General features: G+C 68.2%; 15 protein-coding genes. 9 read left to right on the top strand and 6 right to left on the bottom strand.

What is annotated here, in order from left to right:
* Positions 1–17 precede the first annotated feature (17 nt).
* The 3 genes from AWB92_RS00075 to AWB92_RS00065 are packed head-to-tail and all read left to right on the top strand — an operon-like array spanning position 18 to position 3,360.
* Complete coding sequence (locus AWB92_RS00075) at positions 18–1,115, top strand: acyl-CoA dehydrogenase family protein (protein WP_085183529.1); 1,098 nt, start codon at positions 18–20, stop codon at positions 1,113–1,115.
* A 41-nt stretch (positions 1,116–1,156) separates the two neighbouring features.
* Entirely contained in the window at positions 1,157–2,665 is a 1,509-nt protein-coding gene (fadD17, locus tag AWB92_RS00070) for a long-chain-fatty-acid--CoA ligase FadD17 (protein WP_142281879.1), read from the top strand.
* The gene (locus tag AWB92_RS00065; RefSeq protein ID WP_085183528.1) at positions 2,647–3,360 is read left to right on the top strand and encodes a hypothetical protein; all 714 of its coding nucleotides are present in this window, start codon (positions 2,647–2,649) and stop codon (positions 3,358–3,360) included. The genes fadD17 and AWB92_RS00065 overlap by 19 nt, the downstream gene beginning before the upstream one ends.
* Positions 3,361–3,382: 22 nt before the next feature.
* On the opposite strand, the gene AWB92_RS00060 is transcribed toward AWB92_RS00065, so the two are convergent.
* From AWB92_RS00060 to AWB92_RS00050, 3 genes are read right to left on the bottom strand one after another with little or no spacing between them, the layout of a single operon-like run.
* Positions 3,383–4,933 carry an acetolactate synthase large subunit gene (locus tag AWB92_RS00060; protein WP_085183527.1) on the bottom strand — a complete coding sequence of 517 codons (1,551 nt, stop codon included), beginning with the start codon at positions 4,931–4,933 and terminating at the stop codon, positions 3,383–3,385.
* Positions 4,930–5,754 carry an amidohydrolase family protein gene (locus AWB92_RS00055; RefSeq protein ID WP_085183526.1) on the bottom strand — a complete coding sequence of 275 codons (825 nt, stop codon included), beginning with the start codon at positions 5,752–5,754 and terminating at the stop codon, positions 4,930–4,932. Before AWB92_RS00055 ends, AWB92_RS00060 begins: the two co-directional genes overlap by 4 nt.
* A 52-nt stretch (positions 5,755–5,806) precedes the next feature.
* Entirely contained in the window at positions 5,807–7,447 is a 1,641-nt protein-coding gene (locus AWB92_RS00050) for an acyl-CoA synthetase (protein WP_085183525.1), read from the bottom strand.
* Between the two features lie 64 nt (positions 7,448–7,511).
* Here AWB92_RS00050 and AWB92_RS00045 point away from each other — a divergent pair, with 64 nt between their 5' ends.
* A complete protein-coding gene (locus AWB92_RS00045) occupies positions 7,512–8,324 on the top strand; it encodes a crotonase/enoyl-CoA hydratase family protein (protein ID WP_085183524.1) in 813 nt (270 codons plus the stop codon).
* Positions 8,325–8,523: 199 nt separating this feature from the next.
* On the opposite strand, the gene AWB92_RS00040 is transcribed toward AWB92_RS00045, so the two are convergent.
* The 3 genes from AWB92_RS00040 to AWB92_RS00030 are packed head-to-tail and all read right to left on the bottom strand — an operon-like array spanning position 8,524 to position 11,524.
* Positions 8,524–9,726, bottom strand: coding sequence for a cytochrome P450 (locus AWB92_RS00040; RefSeq protein WP_085183523.1), 1,203 nt, complete (start codon positions 9,724–9,726; stop codon positions 8,524–8,526).
* On the bottom strand, positions 9,723–10,439 hold the full coding sequence (locus AWB92_RS00035) for an acetoacetate decarboxylase family protein (protein WP_085183522.1): 717 nt from the start codon (positions 10,437–10,439) through the stop codon (positions 9,723–9,725). The genes AWB92_RS00040 and AWB92_RS00035 overlap by 4 nt, the downstream gene beginning before the upstream one ends.
* A 53-nt stretch (positions 10,440–10,492) precedes the next feature.
* Positions 10,493–11,524: an LLM class F420-dependent oxidoreductase gene (locus AWB92_RS00030; RefSeq protein ID WP_085183521.1), complete on the bottom strand. Its 1,032-nt coding sequence runs from the start codon at positions 11,522–11,524 to the stop codon at positions 10,493–10,495.
* Between the two features lie 61 nt (positions 11,525–11,585).
* On the opposite strand from AWB92_RS00030, the gene AWB92_RS00025 reads away from it, so the two are divergent.
* The 5 genes from AWB92_RS00025 to AWB92_RS00005 all read left to right on the top strand — a co-directional run.
* Positions 11,586–12,575 (top strand): OB-fold nucleic acid binding domain-containing protein, encoded by a 990-nt coding sequence (locus tag AWB92_RS00025; RefSeq protein ID WP_193791379.1) that lies wholly within the window; start codon positions 11,586–11,588, stop codon positions 12,573–12,575.
* Between the two features lie 15 nt (positions 12,576–12,590).
* Positions 12,591–13,652: a thiolase domain-containing protein gene (locus tag AWB92_RS00020; protein ID WP_085183519.1), complete on the top strand. Its 1,062-nt coding sequence runs from the start codon at positions 12,591–12,593 to the stop codon at positions 13,650–13,652.
* Positions 13,652–14,845: a thiolase domain-containing protein gene (locus tag AWB92_RS00015; RefSeq protein ID WP_085183518.1), complete on the top strand. Its 1,194-nt coding sequence runs from the start codon at positions 13,652–13,654 to the stop codon at positions 14,843–14,845. The genes AWB92_RS00020 and AWB92_RS00015 overlap by 1 nt, the downstream gene beginning before the upstream one ends.
* On the top strand, positions 14,842–15,249 hold the full coding sequence (locus AWB92_RS00010) for a nuclear transport factor 2 family protein (RefSeq protein ID WP_085183517.1): 408 nt from the start codon (positions 14,842–14,844) through the stop codon (positions 15,247–15,249). Before AWB92_RS00015 ends, AWB92_RS00010 begins: the two co-directional genes overlap by 4 nt.
* A gap of 134 nt (positions 15,250–15,383) precedes the next feature.
* A partial coding sequence (locus AWB92_RS00005) for a PE family protein (protein WP_142281878.1) occupies positions 15,384–16,503 on the top strand: 1,120 nt, incomplete at its 3' end.

Raw genomic sequence — 16,503 nt, 5'->3', positions numbered from 1 at the left:
TATAAGGACGAGAATTCATGGACTTCACGACGACAGAGGCGGCACAGGACCTCGGCGGGTTGGTCGACACCATCGTGGACGCGGTGTGCACGCCGCAGCACCACCGGGAGCTGGACGGGCTGGAGCAACGATTCGACCGCGCGCTGTGGGACAAGCTGGTCGAGGCCGACATCCTGACCAGCGCGGCGCCGGCGTCATTGGGTGGCGACGGCTTCGGCGTGCTCGAGCAGGTCGCCATTCTGGTGGCGCTGGGCCACCAGCTGGCCGCGGTGCCCTACCTGGAATCGGTGGTGCTGGGCGCCGGGGCGCTGGCCCGGTTCGGCTCTGAGGAGCTGCAGCAGGCCTGGGGCGCCCCGGCGGTGCGAGGGGAAAAGATCCTCACCGTCGCGCTCGACGGCGAGATGGGTGAGGGCGCGGTACAAGCGGTCAGCGACGGTGCGGGCTACCGGCTGACCGGGACGCGCACCCAGATCGGCTTTGCGCCCGTCGCGGACGCCTTCCTCGTTCCGGCCGAAACCGATTCCGGGACAGCCGTTTTCCTCGTCGCAGCCGACGACCCGGGCGTCACGGTGACGGCGCTGCAAACCACGGGGCGGGGCAGCGTCGGGCACCTGGCCCTGGACGGGACGCAGGTCGACGCCGGACGGATCGTCGGCGACGGGGTTGTCGTCGCCTGGCTCGACACGCTGATTACTTTGGGACGCAGCGCCTTTCAGCTCGGAGTGCTCGAGCGGGGATTGCAAATGACGGCCGAATACGCGCGTACCCGCGAGCAATTCGACCGCCCGATCGGCAGCTTTCAGGCGGTGGGACAGCGACTGGCCGACGGGTACATCGACGTCAAGGGCCTGCGGCTGACGCTCACCCAGGCGGCCTGGCGGGTGTCGGAGGACATGCCCGCCGACATCGACGTCGCCAGCGCGGCGTTCTGGGCCGCCGACGCCGGGCACCGGGTGGCGCACACCATCGTGCACATCCACGGTGGCGTCGGCGTCGACACCGATCACCCGGTGCACCGTTATTTCCTGGCCGCAAAGGAGATCGAGTTCGCGTTGCACGGTGCCACCGGACAGTTGCGCCGCATCGGCCGCGAACTGGCGGAAACGCCGGCCTGAGGGCGACGTCCGTGGAACAGGCGGGGGTCACCGTGGGCTTCGTGATCCCAGCCGACCCGACCGTCACCAAGCTCCTGGTTCCGCTCGCCGAAATCGACGATCGCGGCGTCTATTTCGAGGACACGTTCGTCAGCTGGCGTGATCACCTCCGGCACGGTGCCGCGATCGCGGCGGCGCTGCGTGAGCGCCTCGACCCGGCCAAGCCGCCGCACGTCGGCGTGCTGCTGGAGAACACCCCGTTCTTCTCGGCGATACTGGTGGCAGCCGGGATGTCCGGCATCGTGCCGGTGGGGCTCAACCCGGTGCGGCGCGGTGAGGCGCTGGCCCGCGACATCGCCCACGCCGACTGTCAAGTGGTGCTTGCCGATTCGAAGTCGGCCGAGCCGCTGGGCGACATCGCGCATGTCAACGTCGAGTCCGCGGCGTGGGCCGCCGAGGTGGACGCGCATCGCGACGCGGAGCCCCGTTTTCAGTCCGCCTCGGCCGCGGACCTGTTCATGCTGATCTTCACCTCGGGCACCAGCGGGGAGCCCAAGGCGGTGAAGTGCAGCCACGGCAAGGTCGCGATCGCCGGTGTGACGATGACGCAGCGCTTCAGCCTGGGACGCGACGACGTCTGCTACGTGTCGATGCCGTTATTTCATTCCAACGCAGTACTGGTCGGCTGGGCGGTGGCTGCCGCGTGCCAGGGATCAATGGCGTTGCGGCGCAAATTCTCCGCGTCTGGCTTCTTGCCGGACGTCCGCCGCTACGGCGCCACCTACGCCAACTACGTCGGCAAGCCGTTGTCGTATGTGCTCGCCACGCCGGAGCGGCCCGACGACGCCGACAACCCGCTGCGGGCGGTCTACGGCAACGAGGGCGTGCCCGGCGACATCGAACGCTTCGGCCGCAGGTTCGGCTGCGTCGTGCAGGACGGGTTCGGCTCGACCGAGGGCGGGGTGGCGATCGCCCGCACGCCCGACACCCCGCCGGGTGCGCTGGGCCCACTGCCGGACGGCATCGAGATCGTCGACCCCGACACCGGCGAGCCGTGCCCCGTCGGGGTGGTCGGCGAGATCGTGAACACCGCCGGGCCGGGCCGCTTCGAGGGTTACTACAACGACGAGGCCGCCGAGGCCGATCGGATGGCCGGCGGCATCTACCACAGCGGCGACCTGGGCTACCGCGACGAGGCCGGCTACGCGTACTTCGCCGGACGCCTTGGTGATTGGATGCGGGTGGACGGGGAGAACCTGGGGGCGGCCCCGATCGAGCGCGTGCTGCTGCGCTACCCCGACGCCACCGAGGTCGCGGTGTACGCGGTGCCCGACCCGGTCGTCGGCGACCAGGTGATGGCCGCGTTGGTCATGGCGGACGGCGTCGAGTTCGATCCCGAGAAGTTCCGGGCCTTCCTGGCAGAACAACCCGACCTGGGCCCCAAGCAGTGGCCGTCGTACGTCCGGGTGAGCGCCGAGCTGCCGCGGACGGTGACCTTCAAGGTGCTCAAGCGCCAGTTGTCGGCCCAGGGTGTCGACTGCGGTGATCCGGTATGGCCGATTCGCCGGTAGCGCCCGCGATCGAAGCGAGCTTCGAGAAGCTGGCCGCCACCGTCCCGGCGACCATCGGCGTCGCGATCGCTCCCCCGGGTGTTGCCGAGGTGTACTCGTGGGGCCGATGGTCGTCCGGCGTCGCATGGTCAACGATCAAGGTGCCGTTGGCGATTGCGGCCCTGCGCGCCGACCCGGGGCGCGCCCGGGAGCTGGTCGTCAAGGCCATCACTGAATCCGACAACCATGCCTCCGAGCAATTGTGGTCCCAGCTGGGCGAGCCCGCGGAGGCCGCCGGGCGGGTGCGGGCCGTCGTCCACGAATGCGGCGATCCGGACACCGTGGTCGAATCACAACGACTTCGCCGCGGCTACACCGCGTTTGGGCAGACGCAATGGGCGCTGCGCCGGCAGGCGCGATTCGCCGCCCAGCTTCCAGGCCTCGCCGACGCGGCCACCGTCGTCGACCTCATGCGCCGCCTCACGCCCGCCCAACGATGGGGGTTGGCCGCCAAAGGGTTTGCCGCCAAGGGGGGTTGGGGCCCCGGGGTGCGCGGCGACTACCTGGTCCGGCAATTCGGAATTGTGCCAACGGATTCCGGGCACGTGGGTGTGGGAGTGGCCGCCCAGGCACACGCGTTCGAGGCCGGTGTCGAGGTTGTCGACGCGATGACGGACTGGCTCGTCGCACACCTTCCGGCGCTGAGCGAGCGGTGAGGCGGCGCACAGCCGACCAATCCTAGCCCGTCAGTGAGGGCACCACGGCGTCAATCAGGTGCGGCCCCGGTTCGGACAGGGCCACGCGGAGGGCATCGGCGAACTCCTCAGCCGTGGTGACGCGCCGCGCGGGAACTCCCATGCCCTCGGCGATCTTGACGAAATCCATTGTGGGACGTGACAAGTCCAGCAGATCGAGCGCCTTCGGGCCGGGCGACGACCCGGCCCCCACGCGCCCCAGCTCGATCCGCAAGATGTCGTAGGCGCTGTTGTCGTAGAGCACGGTGGTCACGTTAAGGTTTTCGCGCGCCTGGGTCCACAACCCCGAGATCGTGTACATCGACGACCCGTCGGATTCCAGGCACAGCACCGGACGATCGGGCGCGGCCACCGCGGCCCCCACCGCGGCGGGAATGCCGTAGCCGATCGCGCCGCCGGTCAGCGTCAGCCAATCATGGGCCGGCGCACCGGCGGTGGCCCGCTCCAGCATGATGCCCGACGTGTTCGACTCGTCGACGACGATCGCCCCTTCCGGCAGGAGCGCCCCGATCACCTCGGCCGCCGACGCGGACGTCAGCGCACCCGTGGGCAGCTGCGGACGCGATGCGGCCGCCACCGGCGCAACCGTCCCGGGCGCCAGCTCGTCGGCCAATGCGGACAAAGCGTTTGCAGCGCAGTTGTATTCGGCGAGCACATGCACCTGGCAGCCGGCCGGCACCAGGTCGCTGGGCATGCTCGGGTAGGCGAAGAACGACACCGGCGACTTGGCGCCCGCCAGCACCAGGTGCTTCGCGCCGTTGAGCTGGGCGGTGGCCGCCTCCGCGAAGTAGGCCAGCCGCTCGACGGCGGGGACCCCGGCGCCGCGCTCCAGCCGGGCCGGGAACGTCTCGCACAACAGCCTGGCCCCGGTCGCCTCGGCGATGCGGGCGGCGGCCGCCAGCCCGGGCCCTCGGGTGGCGTCGCCGCCGATCATGAGCACCGCGGGCTCCCCCGAACGCAAAACCTCGAGCACCTCGGACGCCAGGGCGGGATCGGGCCGCGGCGGCTCGGCGGGCGGTGTTCGCGCCGGTTGACCGCCGTCCGACCAGGACACGTCGGCGGGGAGGATCAGCGTCGAAATCTGCGATCCCGACCGGCTGGCGGCGATCGCCTCCGCGGCGTCGAACGCGACGTCGGCGGTCTGCTCGGTGCGGCGCAGCCATCCCGAGACGGTGCCGGCAAGGGCGTCGATGTCGGATTCCAATGGGGCGTCGTACTTTTTGTGATAGGTGGCGTGGTCGCCGACGACCACCACCATCGGCACCCGGGCGCGGCGCGCGTTGTGCAAGTTGGCGAGGCCGTTACCCAGTCCGGGGCCCAGGTGCAACAGCACCGCGGCCGGCCGACCGGCGATGCGCGCGTATCCGTCGGCCGCGCCGGTGGCCACTCCCTCGAAAAGGGCTAGCACGCCCCGCATTTGGGGCACCGCGTCGAGTGCGGCCACGAAGTGCATCTCCGAGGTGCCGGGATTGGCGAAGCACACGTCGACGCCGCCGTCGACCAGGGTATTGATCAGGGCTTGTGCGCCGTTCACCTGTTTGCCTCCAGTTTGAAAACACGTTGGGCGTTGCCGCGCAAGAAGTCTCGGCGGGCGTCGTCGCTGAGCCCAAGTTCATCCAGGCCCGCGAGAGCGTGGCTGTGGATGATCATCGGGTAGTTGGTGCCGAACAGGACCTTGCGTTGCCCGGTGCCGGTTTTCATGAACCTGACGAGCTCTTCCGGCAGCCGCTTGATGGTGTAGGCCGAGGTGTCGATGTAGACGTTCTCGTGCTTGCGTGCGACGGCCACCATCTCCTCGGTCCACGGGTAGCCGACGTGGCCGCAGACGATGACCAGTTCGGGAAAGTCGAGGGCCACCTGGTCGATGTAGGGAATCGGCCGCCCGGTCTCCGACGGCCGCAGCGGGCCGGTGTGACCGACCTGGGTGCAGAACGGCACCCCGGACTCCACGCATTCGGCGAACAGCGGGTAGTAGCGGCGGTCGGTGGGCGGCGCGTCCCACAGCCAGGGCACCACCCGCAAGCCGACGAAGCCCTCCTTCAGGCGGCGCCGCAGCTCGCGGACCGCGACCATCGGGCGATCGAGGTCGACCGTGGCCAGGCCGGCGAACCGGCTCGGGTGCGACCGCACCCAGCCCGCGACCTCGTCGTTGGAGACCAAGTCCTGGCCGGCCGGGCCGAGCCACGCGCTCAGCAGGCCGAAGTCGACGCCGGCCGCGTCCATCGCGCCGAGGGTCGCTTCGATCGGTATGTCGGTGTCGGGGATCGATCCCCCGGTCCAACGCCGCAGCGAGGCCAGCATGTCGCTGCGCAGAAACCGTTGCGTCGGATGTTGCATCCACACGTCGATCGTCATCGCGATTCGACTCTAGACCCACCACACAGTGGGTCACGCGGCTAGGAGCCGATCAGGTTGTTACGTGGCTCGCATGCACTTCGTCGGCGGGGCGCGCCTCGGTCTGCTCCTTGGCCCACCGGTAGTCGGGCTTGCCCGCGGGCGACCGCTTGACCTCGTCGACCAGCCAAAGGCTGCGCGGCACTTTGTATCCCGCGATCTCGGAGCGCACGAAGCTGTCCAGCTCCGCCAGCGAGGGCCGTGCCCCGGGCCGCGGCTGCACGACGGCGGCCACGTGCTGCCCGTAGCGGGGATCGGGCACGCCGACCACCAGGGCGTCGAAGACGTCACGGTGGCCCTTGAGCGCCGCCTCGACCTCCTCGGGGTAGATCTTCTCGCCGCCGCTGTTGATCGACACCGAGCCGCGACCCAGCATGGTGACCGTGCCGTCCTCTTCGACCAGGGCCCAGTCGCCCGGGATCGCGTAGCGAACACCATTGATGGTCCGGAACGTTTCGGCCGTCTTCTTCTCGTCCTTGTAGTAGCCGACCGGGATGTTGCCCTTCTTGGCGATGAAACCGCGCACGCCCGAACCGGGCTTCACCTCGTTGCCGTCCTCGTCGAGCACGACGGTGCGGTGGTCGATTGTGACGCGGGGCCCACCGCTGTGCGGGGCGTCTTTGGCGACGATGCTGGTGCCACCAAAGCCGGTCTCCGAGGAGCCGATCGAGTCGGTGATGACCCGGTTGGGCAGCAGCTCGAGCAGGCGCTCCTTGATGCTCGGCGAGAACAACGCCGCGGTGCTGCCCAGCATGAACAGCGACGACAGGTCGTAGTCGTTTTGCCTGTCAAGCGCATCGAGCAACGGCCGGGCCATCGCGTCGCCGGTGAAGAACAGCATGTTCACCTTGTGATCGTGGATCGTGCGCCAGACCTCGTCGGCGTTGAATTCCGGTGCCAGCACGGTGGTTTGGCCTGAGAAGAGCGACCTCCAGGTGGCCGACTGGGTGGCGCCGTGGATCATCGGCGGAACCGGATAGTTGATCATCGGCGGGTTGGCTGCGGCGGCCTTGGCCAGATCGTATTCGTCCTTGACGAATTCACCCGTGGCAAAGTCGGTTCCACCGAGCAGCACCCGGTAGACGTCCTCGTGGCGCCACATCACGCCCTTGGGAAAGCCCGTCGTGCCACCCGTATACAGCAGGTAGATGTCGTCGGCGCTGCGCTCGCCGAAGTCCCGCTCCGGCGAGCCCTGCGCGATCGCCGCGTAGAACTCGACGCCGCCATAGCGCTGGTAGTCGTTGTCGCTGCCGTCCTCGACGACGAGGATCGTCTTGACGTTCGGGGTGTCCGGCAGCACGTTGGCGACCCGGTCGGAGTACTGGCGCTCGTGCACCAGCGCGACCATGTCGGAGTTGTCGAACAGGTAGCGCAGCTCGCCCTCGACGTAGCGGTAGTTGACGTTGACGATGATGGCGCCGGCCTTGACGATGCCGAGCATCGCGATGACGATCTCGATGCGGTTGCGGCAGTACAGCCCGACCTTGTCGTCCTTCTTGACGCCCTGGTCGATCAGGTAGTGGGCGAAGCGGTTGGCCTTCTCCTCCAGCTGGGCGTAGGTCAGCTTCTCGTCGCCGCAGATGAGGGCAACACGGTCAGGCACAGCGTCGATGGCGTGCTCGGCAAGGTCGGCAATATTCAGGGCCACGGCCACCAAATTAGAACGTGTTACATTTCTTGACAAGCTCACCCCCAACGCCGACCGAAAGGCACCCGCCGTGGCCGAGTCTCCAGCAAACGAGCAAACGGGACCTGACGCACTCGTCGAACAGCGTGGTCACACCCTGATCGTCACGTTGAACCGGCCGCACGCCCGCAACGCGCTGAGCACCGAAATGATGGAAATCATGGTGCAGGCCTGGGACCGAGTCGACAACGACGACGACATTCGGTGCTGCATCCTGACGGGGGCCGGTGGCTACTTCTGCGCCGGCATGGATCTCAAGACGGCAACCAAGAAACCGCCGGGGGACTCGTTCAAGGACGGCAGCTACGACCCGTCACGGATCGACGCGTTGCTGAAGGGGCGCCGGCTGACAAAACCGCTCATCGCAGCCGTCGAGGGACCCGCGATCGCCGGAGGAACCGAGATCCTGCAGGGCACCGACATCCGGGTGGCCGGTGAGAGCGCCAAATTCGGCATCTCGGAAGCCAAGTGGAGCCTGTATCCGATGGGCGGGTCCGCCGTGCGGCTGGTGCGGCAGATCCCCTACACGGTCGCCTGCGACCTGCTGCTGACCGGACGGCACATCACCGCCGCCGAAGCGAAGGAGATGGGCCTGATCGGGCACGTCGTCCCGGACGGTCAGGCGCTGACCAAGGCGCTGGAGATCGCCGAGATCATCGAGAACAACGGCCCGCTCGCCGTGCAGGCGATCCTGCGGGCGATCCGGGAGACCGAGGGATTGCACGAGAACGACGCGTTCAAGATCGACACCCAGATCGGCATCAAGGTGTTCCTGTCCGACGACGCCAAGGAAGGTCCGCGGGCTTTCGCCGAGAAGCGCAAGCCCAACTTCCAGAACCGCTGACGCACCATTCGCCACACCCGCCCCCCGGCTGGGTGAGTGCCTTCGTGCCCGCCTCACAGCGACAGACGCCCGCCGGTTGCGCGGTCACACCCCCGGATCGACGACTTGTCGCTCGGAGGCGGGCACAACGCTTGGTGCTTTCCGCCAGAGGCCAATGGTGCTGATGTGACTAAGGCCCGCGTCAGGCGCAAACCGACGCTCAGCCCAGCGGCGCACTCGGCGTGAACGCCACCGGCATCTGCTCCAGGCCGGAGACGAAGTTCGCCGGGCGCAACGGCAGCGCCGCGTCCGACGCGAGCCGCAAGTCCGGCAGACGCTGCAGCAGCCGCGTCTGCATGATCGACAACTCCAGCCGCGCGAGCTGATTGCCCAGGCAGAAGTGCGTGCCGAAGCCGAACGCCAGGTGGTTGTTCGGGTAGCGCTCGATGTTGAAGCTCTCCGGATCGTCGAAGACCTTCTCGTCGAAGTTCGCCGACTCGAACAGCAGGATCATCTTTTCGCCCTGGCGCAGCGCCGTGCCGTGGAATTCGGTGTCGGCGGTGATGGTGCGGGCCATGTTCTTCACCGGCGCGGTCCAGCGCAGCATCTCTTCGATCGCGTTGGGCAGCAGGCTCAGATCGTCGACCAACCGCCGGTGCTGATCGGGATGCAACAGCAGCTGCCGGGTGCCGCCCGACAGCGTGTGGCGGGTGGTCTCGTCGCCGCCGATCAGGAGCAGGAGAACCTCGGTGACGATCTGGTGGTCCTCCAGGCGTGACCCCTCGACCTCCGCGTGCACCAGGACGCTGACGAGATCGTCGGTCGGCTCGGCCTTGCGGGCCGCGATCATTCCCATCATATATTCGCTGTAGGCGGCGAAGGCGTTCATGGTGACCTGGATATCGGCTTCGGCCGCGGTGCTGCTCAACGCGCCGACCAACTCGTCGGACCACTTGAGGAACATCGCGCGTTCCTCCGGCAGCACGCCCAGCATGTCGCCGATAACCGCCATCGGCAGCGGCGCGGCGAGGTCCCAGACGAAGTCGCACTCGCCGCGTTCGCACACCGCGTCGATCAGCGTGTCGCACAGCGAAAGGATCTTGGACTCTTGGTCTTTCACGCGTTTGCGGGTGAATCCGGAGTTGACGAGCTTGCGGCGCAACAGATGTTGCGGATCGTCCATCTCGATCATCATCTCGACGCCGTCTTGGTCGGGCCGGATGCCGCCGGCGTTCGAGAACAACTCGGGGTTGCGCTCGGCATCGATGACGGCCTGGTACGTCGACGCGGCGGCCAGCCCGTTGCGGTCCCGGAAGACCGGCTCGTTCTCCCGCATCCAGCGGTAGACGGCGTGCGAGTCACCGGCGTAGAAGGTTCCGTCGGTCAGGTCCACATCGGGTCTGGTCACTGACGTCACTGTCATGAGATCTCCTGAGCATCGCCGAAGGTCATCTGTACGTTGTCGACCGAGCTTGACAGCATCGCGCGCTTCGGAAGGCCCAGCGACGCCAGCTCTTTCGCGTAGGGGTGATCGCCCAGCCGGACGCGCACCCCGCCGAATCGGGTGCGCACGCCGTCCAGCGTGTGTTCGAAGGAGGTCTCGCGGGTGACGCCGTCGCGGTGCGAGTAGGTGCGCTGCGCCTGCTGGCGCGGGGTCAGCGAAAACGGCAGGCCCCGACGGAATTCCATGTCGATCACCAGTTGCCCGTCGACGGTGCAGTCGAATCCGAAATCACGGCCCTCGCGAACGGTGAAGTCCGCCATGACTTTCGGGTAACCCCAGATCTTGGTCCCCGCCTCCAGCGTGAACGGCTGGTCGACGGGCAGGTGGTGGATGAATGCGCCGGCCGACTGCAGCGCACGCGGTCCGCTGGCCGCAGAGCCCGGCGGGTTGACCATCACACTGGTGCCGAATTCGTAGTACTGGCCGAGGTCACCGTCGATGTAGTGCATCAGCATCAGCACGACAACCGTGCGGCCCGGCAGATAACGGCAGACCTGCAGGCCGCTGTAGTCGATCAGGCGTTGCGCGGCGTCGGCGTCCACCGAGAACATCGCCATGTGCTGATTTGCCCGCCGGATCCGCACCGGCATCGTGAGTACGGTGCCGGCGATCGTGTGTTGCGAGGCTGTCATCGGGCCAATCTAGAACGCGTTCTATTCGGACGGCAACCCTCTTTGGGACCGGGCTAGACCAAGGTAGCAAGCTCGCTGATCTGCTCGGCATTGCGGCCGTTGACCACCATCATCGTCACGCCCGCGGCCTCCCACACCTTCACCTGCTTACGGACGTAGTCGATGTCGCCGACGATCGCGGCGTCGTCGACCAGCTCGTCGGGGATGATCTCGGCGGCCTTGTCCTTCTGGTTGCTGCGGAAGAGCTTGGTGACGTCGTCGACGACCTCGGAGTAGCCCATCCGGCGGTAGACGTCGGCGTGGAAGTTGGTGTCCTCGGCGCCCATGCCGCCCATGTACAGCGCCAAATAGGGCTTCATGGCCGCGAAGGCGCCGCCGCGGTCGTCGGTGATGACGATGGTGGCCGTCGCACAGATCTCGAAGTCCTGCCGCGTGCGACGGGCACCGGGACGGGCGAAACCCTCGTCGAGCCATGCGTTGTACATGTCGGCCAGCCGCGGGGTGTAGAAGATCGGCAGCCAGCCGTCGCAGATCTCGGCGGCCAGCGCCACGTTTTTGGGGCCCTCGGCGCCTAGCATGATCGGGATGTCGGCCCGCAGCGGATGGGTGATGGGCTTGAGCGGCTTGCCCAGCCCGGTTGTCGCAGCACCCGTCAGTGGAAGCGGGTAGTGCGGCCCGGCACTGGTCACCGGCTTTTCCCGGGCCCATACCTGCCGCAGGATGTCGATGTATTCACGGGTGCGGGCCAACGGCTTCGGGAAGGACTGGCCGTACCAGCCCTCCACCACCTGTGGGCCGGACACGCCCAGCCCCAGGATGTGCCGGCCCCCGGACAGGTGGTCGAGCGTCAGGGCGGCCATTGCGCAGGCCGTCGGCGTCCGCGCCGACAGCTGCACCACCGACGTGCCCAGTCGCACCCGCGACGTCGACGAGCCGTACCAGGCCAGAGGCGTGTAGGCGTCCGATCCCCACGCCTCGGCGGTGAACACGGCGTCGAATCCGGCCTCCTCGGCGGCGGCGACGAGCTCCGCGTGGTTCTCCGGCGGTTGGGCGCCCCAATACCCCAGCTGCAACCCCAGCTTCATGATGAGTGCCTCTCCTGACCCGATGTTGAAACGATTCTTAGAACCTGTTCTACTCGATGGCGTGACAGCCAGTTCGAGCAGCCCGACCTTGATGGATCACCCTGAGCCACCGCTCTCCGCGCCACTGACGTTGTCATTCGACTACACCCGTTCGGTGGGCGCCACGCTGAGCAAGTTCTTCACCGCGTTGCGTGACCGCCGCATCCTCGGGGTGCGCGGATCGGATGGCCGGGTGCATGTGCCGCCGGCGGAATATGACCCGGTTACCTACGAGCCGCTGGGCGAGATGGTACCGGTGTCGAGCGTCGGCACCGTCGCGTCCTGGACGTGGCAGCCCGAGCCGATCGAGGGCCAGCCGCTGGACCGGCCCTTCGCGTGGGCGCTGATCAAGCTGGACGGCGCGGACACCCTGCTGATGCACGCCATTGATGCTGGCGAACCCGACAAGATCCACACCGGCGCCCGGGTGCACGCGCACTGGGCCGACGAGACCGTGGGCGCGATCACCGATATCGCCTACTTCGCGCTGGGTGAGGAGGCCGAACCGGAAGGTCCCGCCAGCGACCAGGACCCCGTCACCATGATCGTCACGCCGGTCTCGCTGACCATTCAGCACAGCGCGTCGCACGAGGAGAGCGCTTACCTGCGCGCCATCGCGGAGGGCAAGCTGCTGGGCGCCAAAACGGGCGAGAACGGAAAGGTGTATTTCCCGCCGCACGGCGCGGACCCGGCCACCGGCCTGCCGACCACCGACTTCGTCGAGCTGCCCGACAAGGGCACGGTGACGACGTTCGCGATCATCAACATTCCGTTCCAGGGCCAGCGCATCAAGCCGCCCTACGTGGCCGCCTACGTGCTGCTCGACGGCGCCGACATCCCGTTCCTGCATCTCGTCGCCGACATCGACGCGCACGAGGTGCGGATGGGCATGCGCGTCGAGGCCGTCTGGAAACCCCGCGACGAGTGGGGATTCGGCATCGACAACATCGAGTACTTCCGGCCGACCGGTGAACCCGACGCCGAGTACGACACCTACAAGCACCACCTGTAAAGGACCCAGCTGCACATGAGCGCTCGCAACGTTGCGGTCGTCGGCTTCGCGCACGCGCCGCACGTCCGTCGCACCGACGGCACCACCAACGGCGTCGAAATGTTGATGCCGTGCTTCGCCGAGCTCTACGAAGAGCTGGGCATCACCAAGTCCGACATCGGATTCTGGTGCTCGGGATCGTCCGATTACCTTGCCGGGCGGGCGTTTTCGTTCATCTCGGCGATCGACTCGATTGGCGCCGTTCCCCCGATCAACGAGTCGCACGTCGAGATGGACGCGGCGTGGGCGCTGTACGAGGCCTACATCAAGATCCTGACCGGTGAGGTCGACACCGCCCTGGTGTACGGCTTCGGCAAGTCGTCGGCGGGGATCCTGCGGCAGATCCTGTCGCGGCAGACCGACCCTTACACGGTGGCACCGTTGTGGCCGGACTCGGTGTCGATGGCCGGCCTACAGGCCCGTCTCGGGCTCGACTCCGGCAAATGGACGCCCGAACAGATGGCCCAAGTCGCCCTCGACTCGTTTGCGTACGCCGATCGCAATGACTCGGTAAAACCGGCCAAGAGCATCGACGAACTGCTCGCCCGGCCGTTCTTCAACGACCCGCTGCGCCGGCACGACATCGCGCCCATCACCGATGGCGCCGCGGCCATCGTGCTCGCCGCCGACGGACGGGCGCGCGAACTTCGCGAAAACCCCGCCTGGATAACGGGAATCGAGCATCGCATCGAAACCCCCGTCCTGGGTGCCCGCGACCTGACGCAGTCGCCGTCGACGGCGGTGTCGGCCAAGGCGGCCACCGGCGGCAACACCTCGGTTGACATCGCGGAGATTCATGCGCCATTCACCCACCAGCACCTGATTCTGGCCGAAGCCATCGGGCTTGCCGGCACGACGAAGGTCAACCCGTCCGGCGGGGCGCTGGCGGCCAACCCCATGTTCGTCGCCGGCCTGGAACGGATCGGCTTTGCCGCACAACACATCTGGAACGGTTCGGCCGGGCGGGTGCTGGCGCACGCAACCAGCGGGCCCGCCCTGCAACAGAACCTGGTCGCGGTCATGGAAGGAAAGAACTGATGGCCGGTGCAGGGGCACACCTTGCCGCGGTACTCGGTACCGGGCAGACGAAGTACGTTGCCAAGCGCAAAGACGTCTCGATGAACGGCCTGGTGCGCGAGGCGATCGACCGCGCACTGGAAGACTCCGGTTCGACCTTCGACGACATCGACGCCGTCGTGGTCGGCAAGGCTCCGGACTTCTTCGAGGGCGTCATGATGCCCGAACTGTTCATGGCCGACGCCATGGGGGCCACCGGCAAGCCGATGATCCGGGTGCACACCGCGGGTTCGGTCGGCGGGTCCACCGCCGTCGTCGCCGCCAGCCTGGTGCAATCCGGAAAGTACCGCCGCGTCCTGGCGATGGCCTGGGAAAAGCAGTCGGAATCAAATGCCATGTGGGCGTTGTCGATTCCGATCCCGTTCATCAAGCCGGTCGGTGCCGGCGCCGGCGGATACTTCGCCCCGCACGTGCGGTCCTACATCCGCCGTTCGGGGGCACCACTGAACATCGGTGCCATGGTCGCGGTGAAGGACCGGCTCAACGGGGCGCGCAACCCGCTGGCCCATCTGCACCAGCCCGACATCACCGTCGAGAAGGTGCTGGAGTCCCCGATGCTGTGGGACCCTATCCGCTACGACGAGACGTGCCCGTCCTCCGACGGCGCGGCGGCGGTCGTCATCGGCAACGAGGAGGCCGCCGAAGCCCGTGTGGCGCAAGGGCAGCCGGTCGCCTGGATTCACGCGACCGCCCTGCGCACCGAGCCGCTGCAGTTCTCTGGACGCGACCAGGTCAGCCCGCAGGCAGGGCGTGACGCGGCCGCGGCGCTGTGGAAGGCGGCCGGCATCACCAGCCCGATCGACGAGATCGACGCGGCCGAGATCTACGTGCCCTTCTCCTGGTTCGAGCCGATGTGGTTGGAAAACCTCGGGTTTGCCCCCGAGGGCGAGGGCTGGAAGCTCACCGAGGCGGGCGAGACCAAGATCGGCGGCCGGCTTCCGGTGAACCCGTCGGGCGGCGTGCTGTCGTCGAACCCCATCGGGGCGTCGGGCCTGATTCGCTTCGCGGAGGCCGCGATCCAGGTGATGGGCAAGGGCGGCGATCACCAGGTTCCCAACGCACGAAAGGCGTTGGGCCACGCCTACGGTGGCGGTTCGCAGTACTACTCCATGTGGGTCGTCGGCGCAGACAAGCCCGAAAAGGTCCCGGCATGACCGAACACCCGGCCCACGAGGCCGGGCGACGCTCCCGCGAGGCGGTCATCGCCAGGGACAAGGCGGCGTGGCTGGCGGTGTTCGCCGACGACGCGATCGTCGAGGACCCCATCGGGCCGTCGCCCCTCGACCCCGAAGGTAAGGGGCACCGCGGCCGCGACGCGATCGAGGCGTTCTGGGACAACACCATCGCGCCCACCACCAAGATCGAGTTCTTTTTCCGCGACACCTACCAATGCGGCAACGAGGAAGCCAACGTCGGGCACATCCTCATCACGACGGGCGACTACCAGACGACCGCGGAGGGCGTCTTCACCTACAAGGCCAACGACGAGGGCCAGATGGTCGCCCTGCGCGCGTACTGGGAGATGGACCGCGCCATCGCCAACACGCGACACGTCTAGAAAGCGGGCCGGTTCCGCCGCACCGCGCGTTTTGCCGAAAACCCGAGCTTTTCTGTCCCGGCAACTGTTACGCTCTGCCGGCTTGATGGCCTTACGCCAACGCCCAGGGTTGATACACGCCGGGAGGGTGCCGCATGTCCTTTCTGATAGCGGCGCCCGAGGTGGTCGACGCCGCGGCGGCAGATCTGGCAACTATTCGGTCAGCGCTCACTGAGGCGAATCTCGCCGCGCTGGCCCCCACCACCGGACTGCTGGCGCCGGCGACTGACGAGGTGTCGGCGGCCATCACAGCCGTTTTCACCGGGCACGCCCAGGCATATCAGGCGCTGGGCGCACAGGTGTCGGCATTTCACGAGCAGTTCGTGCGCGCGGTGGGCGCCGCCGCCGTTTCGTACGCGAGCACGGAGGCCGCCAACGCGTCGCCTCTGCAGCAGCTGTTGAACGCGATCAACGCGCCGACCCAGACGCTGCTGGGTCGCCCGTTGATCGGCAATGGCGCCAACGGCGCGCCGGGGACAGGCCAAAACGGCGGGCCGGGCGGGATATTGGTCGGCAATGGCGGCAACGGTGGGTCCGGGGCGGCGGGCCAAAACGGCGGCAACGGCGGCGCTGCCGGATTGTTTTGGGGCACCGCGGGGGCCGGCGGCGCCGGCGGCAGCACCCAAACCGTCGGCGCGGTGAGCGGTTCTGGCGGGGCCGGCGGCGCCGCCGGGCTGTTCGGAACTGGTGGTGCCGGCGGCGCGGCGGGCGTCAGCGTCAATGGCCGCGGCGGCTTTGGCGGCAACGGCGGTGCGGGCGGCCTGATTTACGGAGCCGGCGGAGCGGGCGGCGCGGGCGGTAACGCCATCAGCGTCGCGGGCGGCGGCGGAGCCGGCGGCAACGCCGGGCTGTTCGGCACCGGCGGCGTCGGAGGCGCCGGCGGCGACAGCGGGCTCAGTGGGGGCGGGGCCGGCGGCGCAGGCGGTGCCGGCGGCATGCTCTCCGGCAACGGTGGTGCCGGCGGCGCCGGGGGCATCGGCGGCGTCACCGGTGCGCAACCGAACGCGAACGGCGGCGCCGGCGGCGCGGGCGGGCACTCTGGGCTATTCGGAGCCGGGGGGGCGGGCGGCACCGGCGGGATGTCCGCCGCACCCACCAGCACGGCCGGCGCAGGCGGTTCCGGCGGCGGGGCCGGCCTGTTCGGAGCCGGCGGCGCGGGCGGCGCAGGTGGGATCGCCACGGGCTCCGCCAGTACGGGAGGCGCCGGCGCCGAAC

The sequence above is a fragment of the Mycobacterium sp. IEC1808 genome (assembly GCF_002101935.1).
In the GTDB taxonomy this organism is placed as follows: domain Bacteria; phylum Actinomycetota; class Actinomycetes; order Mycobacteriales; family Mycobacteriaceae; genus Mycobacterium.
Note: the sequence above shows the minus strand (reverse complement) of the source record. Positions and strands in the feature narration are given on the sequence as shown.

What these genes read in the sequence shown, in the direction of transcription:
- AWB92_RS00075 (WP_085183529.1), top strand. Translation starts at nt 18, where the DNA reads ATGGACTTCACGACGACAGAGGCGGCACAGGACCTCGGCGGGTTGGTC.
- AWB92_RS00065 (WP_085183528.1), top strand. Translation starts at nt 2,647, where the DNA reads ATGGCCGATTCGCCGGTAGCGCCCGCGATCGAAGCGAGCTTCGAGAAG.
- AWB92_RS00055 (WP_085183526.1), bottom strand. Translation starts at nt 5,754, where the DNA reads ATGACGATCGACGTGTGGATGCAACATCCGACGCAACGGTTTCTGCGC.
- AWB92_RS00040 (WP_085183523.1), bottom strand. Translation starts at nt 9,726, where the DNA reads ATGACAGTGACGTCAGTGACCAGACCCGATGTGGACCTGACCGACGGA.
- AWB92_RS00035 (WP_085183522.1), bottom strand. Translation starts at nt 10,439, where the DNA reads ATGACAGCCTCGCAACACACGATCGCCGGCACCGTACTCACGATGCCG.
- AWB92_RS00030 (WP_085183521.1), bottom strand. Translation starts at nt 11,524, where the DNA reads ATGAAGCTGGGGTTGCAGCTGGGGTATTGGGGCGCCCAACCGCCGGAG.
- AWB92_RS00020 (WP_085183519.1), top strand. Translation starts at nt 12,591, where the DNA reads ATGAGCGCTCGCAACGTTGCGGTCGTCGGCTTCGCGCACGCGCCGCAC.
- AWB92_RS00015 (WP_085183518.1), top strand. Translation starts at nt 13,652, where the DNA reads ATGGCCGGTGCAGGGGCACACCTTGCCGCGGTACTCGGTACCGGGCAG.
- AWB92_RS00010 (WP_085183517.1), top strand. Translation starts at nt 14,842, where the DNA reads ATGACCGAACACCCGGCCCACGAGGCCGGGCGACGCTCCCGCGAGGCG.